The sequence below is a fragment of the Bradyrhizobium sp. genome, from assembly GCF_035484855.1.
In the GTDB taxonomy this organism is placed as follows: Bacteria; Pseudomonadota; Alphaproteobacteria; order Rhizobiales; family Xanthobacteraceae; genus Bradyrhizobium.
Genome location: NZ_DATHOP010000013.1, coordinates 1 through 12,130, shown reverse-complemented (window position 1 = coordinate 12,130; position 12,130 = coordinate 1). Strand labels below are relative to the sequence as shown.

The 12,130-nt window shown below is 64.1% G+C and carries 9 protein-coding genes and 1 pseudogene; 4 read left to right on the top strand and 6 right to left on the bottom strand.

Features of this window, described 5'->3' with window-relative positions:
• The 4 genes and pseudogenes from VK804_RS00970 to VK804_RS00955 form a co-directional block, all read right to left on the bottom strand.
• Positions 1-74, bottom strand: a pseudogene (locus tag VK804_RS00970) (PTS fructose transporter subunit IIA); the annotation flags it as partial.
• Positions 75-205: 131 nt separating this feature from the next.
• Positions 206-733: an HPr kinase/phosphatase C-terminal domain-containing protein gene (locus VK804_RS00965; RefSeq protein WP_325366849.1), complete on the bottom strand. Its 528-nt coding sequence runs from the start codon at positions 731-733 to the stop codon at positions 206-208.
• The gene (locus VK804_RS00960) at positions 730-2,535 is read right to left on the bottom strand and encodes a sensor histidine kinase (protein ID WP_325366846.1); all 1,806 of its coding nucleotides are present in this window, start codon (positions 2,533-2,535) and stop codon (positions 730-732) included. The genes VK804_RS00965 and VK804_RS00960 overlap by 4 nt, the downstream gene beginning before the upstream one ends.
• A gap of 117 nt (positions 2,536-2,652) precedes the next feature.
• The gene (locus tag VK804_RS00955) at positions 2,653-3,354 is read right to left on the bottom strand and encodes a response regulator transcription factor (RefSeq protein WP_029587720.1); all 702 of its coding nucleotides are present in this window, start codon (positions 3,352-3,354) and stop codon (positions 2,653-2,655) included.
• A 223-nt stretch (positions 3,355-3,577) separates the two neighbouring features.
• Between VK804_RS00955 and VK804_RS00950 the strand changes: the two genes are divergently transcribed.
• The 4 genes from VK804_RS00950 to VK804_RS00935 all read left to right on the top strand — a co-directional run bounded on the left by VK804_RS00950 (position 3,578) and on the right by VK804_RS00935 (position 9,452).
• Entirely contained in the window at positions 3,578-4,312 is a 735-nt protein-coding gene (locus VK804_RS00950; RefSeq protein ID WP_325366841.1) for a HugZ family protein, read from the top strand.
• A gap of 44 nt (positions 4,313-4,356) precedes the next feature.
• Positions 4,357-6,972, top strand: coding sequence for a CHAT domain-containing tetratricopeptide repeat protein (locus VK804_RS00945; RefSeq protein ID WP_325366839.1), 2,616 nt, complete (start codon positions 4,357-4,359; stop codon positions 6,970-6,972).
• Positions 6,973-7,283: 311 nt separating this feature from the next.
• The gene (locus VK804_RS00940) at positions 7,284-8,897 is read left to right on the top strand and encodes a phosphoenolpyruvate carboxykinase (RefSeq protein WP_325366837.1); all 1,614 of its coding nucleotides are present in this window, start codon (positions 7,284-7,286) and stop codon (positions 8,895-8,897) included.
• A gap of 192 nt (positions 8,898-9,089) precedes the next feature.
• The gene (locus tag VK804_RS00935; RefSeq protein WP_325366835.1) at positions 9,090-9,452 is read left to right on the top strand and encodes a hypothetical protein; all 363 of its coding nucleotides are present in this window, start codon (positions 9,090-9,092) and stop codon (positions 9,450-9,452) included.
• Positions 9,453-9,567: 115 nt separating this feature from the next.
• Here the strand turns inward: VK804_RS00935 and VK804_RS00930 are convergent, their stop codons facing one another.
• Positions 9,568-10,386, bottom strand: coding sequence for a thioesterase family protein (locus tag VK804_RS00930; RefSeq protein ID WP_325366833.1), 819 nt, complete (start codon positions 10,384-10,386; stop codon positions 9,568-9,570).
• A 5-nt stretch (positions 10,387-10,391) separates the two neighbouring features.
• Positions 10,392-12,130 (bottom strand): glycogen/starch/alpha-glucan phosphorylase (locus tag VK804_RS00925; protein WP_325366831.1); only part of this gene is annotated, 1,739 nt, incomplete at its 5' end.

Here is a 12,130-nt window from a genome sequence, read left to right as displayed (position 1 = left end):
CCCATGACATGTTCGAGCGCTGCCTTGAACTCGTCGGCAAGGCGCCCATGGGTCACAAGTACTAGACCGATCATGAAAAACTCCTCGCGGGTGCTTTTTGGTGCACCGCACGAACGCGCCACTTTGACCATCCAGAGCCCCTGCGCAAGAGGGGATGTTCGCGATTCTCCCGGAAAATTAGCGGTAGAAGGGAGCCTGCGCCGGTCTATTCGGTCGCGATAGTGGGACTGATATGGTTACCAATTCCCTTCGAGCAATCGGCCGCTGGCAGGCTCGAAGATGAAATTGCGGTCATTGTCAGCGCCGCCACAACCAGGGGGAGTGGCGCGTAGCCGACGCCAACCGGGATTCGAGGTATCATCACACCCTCAATATCGATCAGAAGCGCGTCGGGCGGCGGCAGGCGCTCGGCGTCCGCGGCCGACAGGTCCACCACCAGTCCCACGACCGCCTCGGGGGCAAATTCGCAGCTGAAGATGCCAAGCCCGCGAATCTCGATCAGGCCGGCTAGTTCGCGCGCGGGCCGCACCAGCAACTGCCCCTGGCTTGCGTGCAGATGCAGGCGATCGTCGCCGATCAGCAGGGCGGGCGCGATTTGCCCGGCGCGTCCGGCCAGGATCAGATCGAAAGCGAGACGCGATTTGCCTGATCCCGATGGCCCGCGGATCAGCACGGCGCGATCTCCGATCCTGACCGCGGACGCGTGGACGCTCGCGCCGGCCGCCGCCGTCATGGCGCCGGCAGCCTGACCACGAAGCGGGCGCCCGCTACCGTCACCTCGCCCTCGGCGTTCACAGGTCCGGCGCGGTTCTCCGCCCAGATCCGTCCGCCATGGGCTTCGATGATCTGTTTCGAGATCGACAGCCCCAATCCGGAATTCTGTCCAAAACCCTGATGCGGCCGGTCGGTGTAGAAGCGCTCGAAGATGCGCTCCAGCGCATCCTCGCGAATCCCCGGCCCGTCGTCGTCGATCACGATTTCGATTTCGGAGCGCACGCGGCGGCACGCGATCCGCACCTTGCCGCCGGCCTCGGAAAACGACTGGGCGTTGGAGAGCAGGTTGGAGATCACCTGTCCGAGCCGCGAATCATGGCCCGGTACCGAGAAGGTGTCGTTGGGGCCGCGGCCCTCGAAGCGGGCTTCGACGGCGATATTGTTGCCGCGGCGGGTTTCGTTGGCGACCGTCGATAGCGCCATCAGCAGCCGGCGAAGATCGACCGACGTCATGTCCTGCCGCTGCAGTTCGGCATCCAGCCGGCTGGCATCGGAAATGTCCGAGATCAGCCGGTCGAGCCGCTTGACGTCGTGCTCGATCACCGCGAGCAGGCGGGCGCGGCTGTTTTCGTTGCGCGCCAGTGGCAGCGTCTCGACCGCCGAGCGCAGCGAGGTCAGCGGGTTCTTCAATTCATGGGCGACATCGGCGGCGAACATCTCGATCGCCTCGATCCGGTTATAGAGCGCGCCGGTCATGTCGCGCAGCGCACCGGAGAGATGTCCGATCTCGTCGCGGCGGCGGGTGAAATCGGGAATCTCGACCCGGGTGCGGATGCGGCGGCGGACGCTGTCGGCGCTGTCGGCGAGCCGGCGCACGGGACCTGCGATGGTACTCGCCAGCAGCAGCGACAGCATGATCATCACGGCGGAAGCGACGCCGCCGACTTTCAGGATCGCCAGCCGTTCCGAGGTCACCATCTGGTCGATGTCGTCGCCCTGGGTCGAGAGCATCAGCGCGCCATGGATGGCGCGGCCGCGCTGCACCGGGACTGCGACCGAGACGATCACCTCGCCGCGCTGGTTGACCCGCACCATGCTGCGCTTCTGGCCCGTCAGCGCGTCGGCGACCTCCTGATAGCCGTTGCCGTTCTCCGGTCCGAGCTCGCGATAGAGCGGCAGGTCGCCGCGGTTGAGCCAGGTGCGGATCGAGGTCATCGTGCGGTCGACGACGCCGGGCTTGCCCGAGGGCGGCGGCAGCTGGAAACGCAGCACGTTTTCGAGATTGCGGCTGTCGAGGATCAGCCCGCCGTCACGGTCGTAGATGCGGGCGCGAGTCTTGGTCGGCGAAATCAGGGTCTTCAAGACAGGCGCGACGCGCTCCGGATTGATCGGAAACACCAGCCCGGAATATTCATCGGGCGCGCCGTAGGTTTCGCCGGGCTTGAGGTCCTGCAGCCGGTCGGGATCGATGGTGATGGTGTTGGTTTCGACGGTCGCTGACGCCGCGATCGCGCCGGCGATGATCTCGGCCTGCACCAGAAGGCTCTGCGCGCGGGCGTCGATCAGGCCGGCGCGGAATTGCGAGAGATAGAGAACGCTGGCGACCAGCGCGACCAGGCCCGCCAGGTTCAGCGAAACGATGCGGCGGGTGAGGCTCGAGAAAGACAGCGCGAAGAAAAACTGTCCGGCGCGGCGCAGCCAGCCCAGCGGCCGCTGCCAGCCCGCGACCGGCGGGTTTTCGACAGCAATATTGTCGAGCGCGAGGGCCGGCGCGTCGCCCTCGGCATTCAGGCTTGGATCAGGCTGCGTTCGATCAAGCAATGGCCAAAACTGCCGGTTGTTTCGATGGTGCCCCTAACAGGCGCGTTCGCCTTCGCATCCTACCCCAGACGCCCGTCGGCGTCAGTTAACAAACTGCCCCGTCAAATGCCCCAACGATCAGGTTTCCTTGAATCGGTAGCCCACGCCATACAGGGTTTCGATCATCTCGAAATCGTCGTCCACCACCTTGAACTTCTTGCGCAGCCGCTTGATGTGGCTGTCGATGGTGCGGTCGTCGACATAGACCTGGTCGTCATAGGCCGCGTCCATCAGCGCGTTGCGGCTTTTCACCACACCGGGGCGGGTGGCCAGCGCCTGCAGGATCAAAAACTCGGTCACCGTCAGCGTCACCGGCTCGTTCTTCCAGGTACAGGTGTGACGCTCCGGGTCCATCCGCAGCAGGCCGCGATCGAGCGCCTTGGCGTCGGTCTCCTTCGGCACGGCGGTCGGATCCTTCGGCGCTGCGCGGCGCAGCACGGCCTTGACGCGCTCGACCAGAAGCCGCTGCGAAAACGGCTTGCGGATGAAATCGTCGGCGCCCATCTTGAGGCCGAACAATTCGTCGATCTCCTCGTCCTTGGAGGTGAGAAAGATCACCGGCAGATCGGACTTCTGCCGCAGCCGCCGCAGCGTTTCCATGCCGTCCATGCGCGGCATCTTGATGTCGAGGATCGCAAGGTCGGGCGGCGAGGTGCGGAAGCCGTCGAGCGCCGAAGCGCCGTCGGTGTAGGTCATGATCCGATAACCTTCGGCTTCCAGCGCGATCGAGACCGATGTGAGAATGTTGCGGTCGTCGTCGACCAGGGCGATTGTGGGCATGAGCCTGCTTTCAGGTACTGGTACTTAGGTGGCTGAAACGGCGAGCGATTCGGTGATGCGCCGCAGATGAGGGCTTTGAGCACGATCAGCGAGCAATGCAAGCTGGGCTGAAATGTGACCGAGTTCCTAAGCCCTGAACGAACCATCGGTTCGGCGCCTGTATAGGATATCGGCCCGGCCTCGAAAAGCCCTAATTTTGCAATGAGATGTGCGGATATGAGACATGCAGCCGACGACTGATTTCGATGCCGGTCATGTTGCCCGGTCGCTGTTGCGCCGGAGCCGGCAGGGGGCGTTGGCGACCCTGATGGCCGGCAGCGGCGATCCCTATTGCTCGCTGGTCAATGTCGCGAGCTATCCCGACGGCTCGCCGATTCTGCTGATTTCGCGGCTTGCCGTGCATACCAAAAACATCCTGGCCGACCCCAGGGTTTCGCTGATGCTGGACGAGCGCGCCGAGGGCGATCCACTGGAGGGATCGCGGATCATGCTGGCGGGCCGCGCCGAACAAGCCGCGGGTTCCGAGCTCGAGATTTTGCGCCAGCGCTACCTCAGCGCCCATCCATCCGCGGAAGTCTTTGTAAGTTTTGGGGATTTCTCCTTTTACCTGGTGCGGCCGAGCGGCCTGCATCTGGTGGCGGGTTTCGGACGAATCATCGACCTCAAGCCGGAGCAGTTCCTCACCGACATTTCCGACGCCGCTGCATTGCTGGAGGCAGAAGCCGGCGCGATCGCGCACATGAACGCCGATCATCGCGAGGCGACTAACCTCTACGCAACCAGACTGCTTGGCGCGGAGCCTTCGGACTGGCGCTGCACCGGCTGCGATCCCGACGGGATCGATCTGCAGGCCGGCACAACGACGCTGCGGCTGGACTTCCCGCAAAGGGTCACCGGGCCGGGTGAGTTGCGCCAGATGCTGGTCAGGCTGGCGAACGAAGCACGGGCGAAGGGATAACCGATCTTCGCCCGACACAAGGCAAGTGTAAGGGCGAGCGCATCATGAATTCCCTCCATCGATTGGCGCTGACGGTTTGGCTGCCGCTGGCTGCAGGTCTCGGCTTCTGCGCGCCGTCGTCAGCACAAGCGGGCGATTTGGCGGCAACCAGCGCCAGGATCGCGGCACTCGGCCAGGCTGGCAAATATTCCGAGGCGACGGCGCTGGCGCAGCGCCAGCTGGAAAGCATTGAGAAGGCCCGCGGTCCGGTCGACCGCGATGTCGCGGGCGCGCTGAACAATCTGGCGCTGCTCTACAGCGACCAGGGACGCGACATCGAGGCCGAGCCCCTCTACAAGCGGGCGATCGCGATCATGGAGAAGGTCGGCGGCCTCGACTCCGGCGGCGCTGCGGCGGAACTGAACAATCTGGCCGCGCTGTACCAGCGACAGGAGCGCTATACTGAGGCCGAGCCGCTGTTCAAGCGGGCGCTGGCGCTGCGCGAAAAATCCCTTCCCAATGGTCATCCCGACATCGGACAGGCGCTGAACAATCTCGCGACCCTTTACGAGAAAGAGGGCCGGCATGCCGAATCCGAAGCGCTGTTCAAGCGCGCGCTCGCGATCTACGAGAAAGCAGCCGGGCCGGAGCATCCCGCAGTCGCGACGCTGTTGAACAATCTCGGCCAGGTCGACAAGGTCGAGGGCCGTTATGCCGAGGCCGAGCCGGAGATCAAGCGGTCGCTTGCGATCCGCGAAAAAGTGCTTGGACGCGATCATCCCGATGTCGCGCGGTCGCTCAACAACCTGGCTGATCTCTATGAAAGGCTGGGCCGGTACGCCGACGCCGAACCGCTCTACCAGCGGGCGATCGCGATTCGCGAGGCCGCGCTCGGCCCCGATCACCCCGACCTCGTCATCTCGCTCAACAACCTCGCCTTGATCTACCAGACCGAAGGACGTAACGCCGACGCCTTGCCGATCGTGGAAAAAATGATAGCGGGTGGCCACGCCCAGCCGCGCGTTGCGCTTCCGGTGCTGCTTGCCGCGCAACGGCAACGATCGCTGCCGGCCCCCAAAGCCCTCGACGATGCGCTCGACGTCGTGCAACGCGGCTCGCAGTCCTCGGCCGCCTCCGCCGTGAACAAGCTCGCGGTGCGGTTGGCGGCAGGAAGCGACCGGCTCGCGGAGCTGGTTCGCCGGGATCAGGACCTCGCTGCGGAAGCCGAGCGGCTGGACAAGACCATCATCGTGGCCGTTTCCAGGGAGAAATCGAAGCGCGACGCGGCCACCGAGCAGCGCAGCCGCGACCGGCTTGCCGCCATCTCCGCCGAGCGCGCGACGTTGCAAAAGACCTTCGCCACCGAATTCCCCGATTATGCCGCCTTGTCGAACCCGCCGCCGCTGAAGGCAGCTGAAATTCAGGCCCTGCTGTCAGGCAATGAGGCGCTGGTGCTGTTTTCTGTCGCCGACAAGGAGAGCTACGTTTTTGTCCTGACGCGCGACAATTTCGACTGGGAGCCTCTGCCGCTTGGCGCCGAGGCGCTTTCGCAGAAAATTGCCGCGTTTCGCCGCGGGCTCGATGTCGACAAGGCCAGCGACGCCTCCGGCAAGTCCGGCTTGTTTGATCTCGCGCAGGCCCATGAGCTCTACACCGCGCTGCTCGGGCCGGTCGAGGCGTTGGTCAAGGACAAGCGCAGTCTCCTGGTCGCGCCATCGGGCGCGCTGACGGCGTTGCCGTTCCATCTGTTGGTGACGGAGAAACCGTCCGCCGCGATTCCGGAAACCTTGGCGGGCTATCGCGATGCCGCCTGGCTGCTCAAACGACAGGCGGTGTCGGTGCTGCCGTCGGTGGCAAGCCTGAAAGCGCTGCGGATATTCGCCCGCAACGACCAGGGGATCAAGCCGATGACCGGCTTCGGCGATCCGCTGTTCAACCCGTCGCAGGATGGCCCGGGCGACAATCGCGCGGCCGCCAAGAAGGTTGCGGTCAAATCAGCTTCCCGCGCCCTGGTGACATCGGCTTACACCGACTTCTGGCAGGGCGCCGGTGTCGATCGTACAAAGCTCGCGCAGGCGTTGCCGCAGTTACCGGATACGGCTGACGAACTGAACGCCGTGGCAAAAGACGTTGGCGCTGCGACGGCCGACATCCATCTCGGCAGCGACGCGAGCGAGACCACGGTCAAGCGCGCCCCGCTTGCCGATTATTCGATCATCTATTTCGCCACCCACGGCCTCGTCGCCGGCGACGTCAAGGGCCTTGGCGAACCGTCGCTCGCGCTCAGCACGCCGAGAGAGCCGTCCGAACTCGACGATGGACTACTCACCTCGAGCGAAGTCGCGCAGCTGAAACTCAATGCCGACTGGGTGGTGTTGTCCGCCTGCAATACCATCGCCGGCGACAAGCCCGGTGCGGAGGCTCTCTCGGGCCTGGCGCGCGCGTTCTTCTATGCCGGCGCCCGTGCGCTTTTGGTCTCGCACTGGGCGGTCGATTCGGAAGCGGCGACCAGACTGACGACATCGACCTTCGATCGTCTCAAATCCGATCCGAAAATCGGCCGCGCCGAAGCGCTGCGTCAGGCGATGCTGGCTTATCTCAATGACACTTCATCGCCACGGAATGCCTATCCGGCCATCTGGGGTCCGTTTGCCCTGATCGGCGAGGGAGCGGCCCGTTAAAAATCGGCCGGCCTGGATTGTGCGTCGCAGCAGACCTGTTCGAACTGCGCGGCTGATGGTCGCGTTGTCATTGCCATGTAACGTCGTGATCGCGCGCCGGTCATGCTCGCGCTGCAGCACGCCATTGAGCCGTTATCGGCGATCCGCCCTCGAATAAACCAAATATCGTGGGATCGGCTTGGCAAGCCCGGCGTTCATCAGTAATAGGTCGCCGGACCGGGGCCGGAAGGCTATATTGGCGGTCACCGCGACAGAGGCGCGCCTGGCGGCAAGCGTGCCGGCGATACGCGGGGTTCGAGGAGGATTCTTCTTTGCAAGAGACGGGCGTACACAACGGTGCCTTCGGTGCCGACAAATTCGGCTTAAGAAAACTCAAAGCCGTGCACTGGAATCTCGCCGCGCCGCAGCTCTATCACTATTCGCTTGCCGCGGATGAGGCCATGCTGTCCGCCGATGGCGCGCTGTGCGCCGACACCGGCGAGTTCACCGGCAGAAGCCCGAAGGACAAGTTCACCGTTCGCGACGCCACCACCGAAAAAATGTGGTGGGCCGGCAACCAGTCGATATCAGCGCAGCAGTTCGAAACGCTCTACCAGGATTTCCTCAGCCACGCCGAGGGCATGACGCTGTTCGCGCAGGACCTCTATGGCGGCGCCGATCCGAGCTTCCAGATCAAGACCCGCGTCTTCACCGAACTCGCCTGGCACTCGCTGTTCATCCGCACGCTGCTGATCCGGCCCGAGGCCGCCGCGCTTGCGGATTTCGTGCCGGAACTGACCATCATCGACATCCCGAGCTTCCACGCCGATCCCAAACGCCACGGCGTGCGCTCGGAGAACGTGGTCGCGATCGATTTCGCCCGCAAGATCGTCCTGATCGGCGGGTCTTATTATGCCGGCGAGATGAAGAAGAGCGTGTTCACCACGCTGAACTACTATTTGCCCGAAAAGGGCGTGATGCCGATGCACTGCTCGGCCAATGTCGGTCCCGCGGGCGATGCCGCGATCTTCTTCGGCCTCTCCGGCACCGGCAAGACCACGCTGTCGGCCGACCCCGGGCGCACGCTGATCGGCGACGACGAGCACGGCTGGGGCAAGGACGGCATCTTCAATTTCGAGGGCGGCTGCTACGCCAAATGCATCAAGTTGTCGAAGGATGCCGAGCCCGAGATCTACGCCGCCAGCAGCCGGTTTGGCGCGGTGCTGGAAAACGTGGTGCTCGACGCGAACACGCGGGTGCCGGATTTCGACGACGGCTCGAAGACCGAGAACACCCGTTCCGCCTATCCGCTCGACTTCATCCCCAACGCCTCGCGCAGCGGCCGCGCCGGCCATCCGAAGAACGTGGTGATGCTGGCAGCCGACGCCTTCGGCGTGCTGCCGCCGATCGCGCGGCTGACGCCGGCGCAGGCGATGTATCACTTCCTGTCCGGCTACACCGCCAAGGTCGCCGGCACCGAGCGCGGCCTCGGCTCCGAGCCGCAGCCGGAATTCTCCACCTGCTTCGCCTCGCCGTTCCTGCCGCTCGATCCCGCCGTCTACGGCAACATGCTGCGCGAGCTGATCGCCAGACACGACGTCGATTGCTGGCTGGTCAACACGGGGTGGACCGGCGGCAAATACGGCACCGGCTCCAGGATGCCGATCAAGGTGACGCGGGCGCTATTGACCGCGGCGCTCGACGGCAGCTTGCGCAATGTCGAATTCCGCACCGACAAGTATTTCGGTTTCGCGGTGCCGTCAGCATTGTCGGGCGTGCCGAGCGAGATCCTCGATCCCGTCAACACCTGGAAGGACAAGGCCGAGTTCGCCAAGACGGCGCGCGCGCTGGTCGGCATGTTCCAGAAGAATTTTGCGAAATTCGAGAGCGTGGTCGACGCCGACGTCCGCGCCGCAGCGCCGGACCTCAAGCTCGCGGCGGAGTGATTGATCTTGTCATTCCGGGGCGATGCGAAGCATCGAACCCGGAATCTCGATGTAACAACCTCTGGATTCCGGGTCTGCGCCAAGCGGCGCATCCCGGAATGACGGAAGGTTCGATCCGATCAGCCATTAACCCTTGATTAACCCAATGCCTCTCTATTGCCAGTCTGGGGATTGCTGGCAGGGAGCATCGGCATGTCGGATATTTTCAGCGTCATTCAGTCGGCCTACGCGTCGGCGCCGCTGACCCCGCAGACCACCAAATATACCCCGGTCGATCCCAAGAGCTACCAGGGCACCTGGACCGGCAGCTATTCGAACAACCAGAAATTCGAATTCACGGTCTCCAACGTCAACGGCTTCCGCGCCCAGGTGAAGTATTCGAGCGGCGGCACCGTGCAGTACCAGCAGGTGCTGATCGGGAATTCGGCGTTCCGGATCGGCAACACCAAGTTCGTGCTGACCGGCACCGGCAAGGCGACGATCGCGAACGCAGTAACCGATCCCACGACCGGCAACACCAGCCTGGTTCAGGCCAGCGCCACCCTGGAAACCTGAGGCGGATCCTATTCTCTGTCATGGCCGGGCTTGACCCGGCCATCCACGTCTTTGGTTGTTGCGACAAAGAAAGACGTGGATGCCCGGCACAAGGCCGGGCATGACGATGAATATCCTACGCCTTGAAATATCCCATCTGTGTCGTGGTCGCGAGCAGCCGCCCGTTCGGCGACCACAACTCGCCGCTCTGGTCGCCATAGCTCTTGTGGAAGATCTTCGCGTCAGCCACCGCCAGCACGCGGCTGATATCTTCTGCTGAAAGATCTGCCGCGTCGGCGTGAAAATAGGTCGTCAACGATACCGTGCCGAACGGCACCAGTTCGCCCCTCGCATGAAAGATGCGGGCGAAGAACGCATCCGACATCGACACCAGCGATAGCGCGTCGATCTTCCGGGGCGCGCGGTCGCCGATCCATAATCTGGAATACGCGCTCGCCGGCGCATCCTTTTTTGCACCGGCAAAATCCGGATGGCCCTCGACGAAGCGGAAATCATATTGCCCGACCCAGGGTGCCGCGATGTTGCGATAGGGCGCGATCTGCTCGAACGGCTTGGCCGGCGGAAACTGCGCCTGCTGGTGCGACCAGGACGGGCGGCGCTCGGCGAAGACGGCGGTCGCAAGCGTCGCCACCTCGCCGCCGCCTTGCGTCAGCTCGACGCACCAGTGCTGCGTCGAGCGGTTGGCCTTGACCAGCCGAACGTCGAGATCGAAGCCGCCTTCCGCGATCGGCGCGCAGTAATTGACGGTCAGCGCCAGCGGATCGCCGGAGCGATCGGGATGCTCGATCAGTGCCCGCAGGATGGTCGCCGCCGTGATGCCGCCGAACGGGCCGACAAACGCCCAGTAATCCGGACTGGTCCGCCCCTGCCAGCGGCTGTCGCCGGCGGTGACGCGGGTGGCGTCGTCGAACAGGTGCTGGCTTCCGGTAAGCATTCGAGCTAGCGCGTCGCTCCGCGCTGCGCGCCCGGCTCCTGCAACGTCTGCGGCGGACCGCCGCGCACCGGCACGTTCCAGATCTCGCCGGCATATTCGCGGATGGTGCGGTCGGAGGAGAACCACGGCATCCGCGCGACGTTGAGGATCGAGGCGCGCGTCCATGCCGGCACCACCTGCCAGCGCGCGTCGATGCCGCGCTGGGCTTCGTAATAGGAATCGAAATCGGCGCTGACCATGTAGTGGTCCAGATGGCGCAGCGCGTGCGCGATGGATTCAAAGCGGCCCGGTTCGCCCGGCGAGAATTCGCCGCCGCCGACCGCGTTGATGGCGCGCGACAGCTGCGGCGACTTGCGGATCACGTCGGTCGCATCCAGCCCCTGCTTGCGCCGCACCACCACGTCCATCGCCTCCATGCCGAAGATCGCGATGTTTTCCGCACCGACATGGTCGCGGATTTCGATGTTGGCGCCGTCGAGCGTGCCGATGGTCAGCGCGCCGTTCAGCGCGAGTTTCATGTTGCCGGTGCCGGAGGCTTCCATGCCGGCAGTCGAAATCTGCTCGGAGAGATCGGCGGCGGGAATGATCACCTCCGCAAGGCTGACATTGTAGTCGGGCAGGAACGCGATTCTGAGCCGGCCGGCGATCGCCGGATCGTTGTTGACGATTTCGGCGACGTCGTTGATCAGCTTGATGATCAGCTTGGCGTAGCGATAGCTCGCCGCGGCCTTGCCGGCGAAGATTTTCACGCGCGGCACCCAGTTGGCTTGTGGATCGTCCTTGATCGCGTGATAAAGTGCGATGGCCTCCAGGATGTTGAGCAATTGACGCTTGTATTCGTGGATACGCTTGATCTGCACGTCGAACAGCGCGGCCGGATCGACCTTGATGTTCAACCGCTCGCCGATCAGGCGTGCGAGCATGAGCTTGTTGTGGTGCTTGACGCTGCGGAATCTTTCCTGGAACGCGCTGTCGCTGGCGCGCGCCTCGAGATGCGCAAGCCTCGTCGGATCGTCGAGCACGGCCTCGCCGCAGGCCTCGCGCAGCAGGTCGGTCAGCTTCGGATTGGCCAGCATCAGCCAGCGGCGGAAGGTGATGCCGTTGGTCTTGTTGTTGATGCGCCCGGGGTAGAGATGATTGAGATCGTGGAACACGGTCTCCTTCATCAGGTCGGAATGCATCGCCGAAACGCCGTTGATGCTGTGCGAGCCGACGAACGCCAATTGCCCCATCCGCACCCGGCGGCCGGACTTCTCGTCGATCAGGGAAACCGAGGCCTTGAAGTCAACGTCGCCGGGGCAGCGCGCATCGGCCTGCGCCAGATGCGCGACATTGATGCGATAGATGATCTCGAGATGGCGCGGCAGCAGCCGTTCGAACAGCTCCACCGGCCAGGTCTCGAGCGCCTCCGGCAGCAGCGTATGGTTGGTGTAGGACAAGGTCGCCACCGTGATCTGCCACGCCTCGTCCCAGCGGAAATTGTGCAGGTCGACCAGGATGCGCATCAGTTCGGTGACGGCGAGCGAGGGATGGGTATCGTTGAGCTGCACCGCGACCTTCTGCGACAGGCTGCGGAGCTGGCCGTCGGAGCCGAGATGGCGCTTGATCAGGTCCTGCAGCGAGGCCGAGACAAAGAAATATTCCTGCCGCAGCCGCAACTCGCGGCCAGCCGGGCTCTCGTCATTCGGATAGAGGAACTTGCAGATCGATTCCGCGCGCGCCTCCTCGGCGGAGGCGCCGAGAT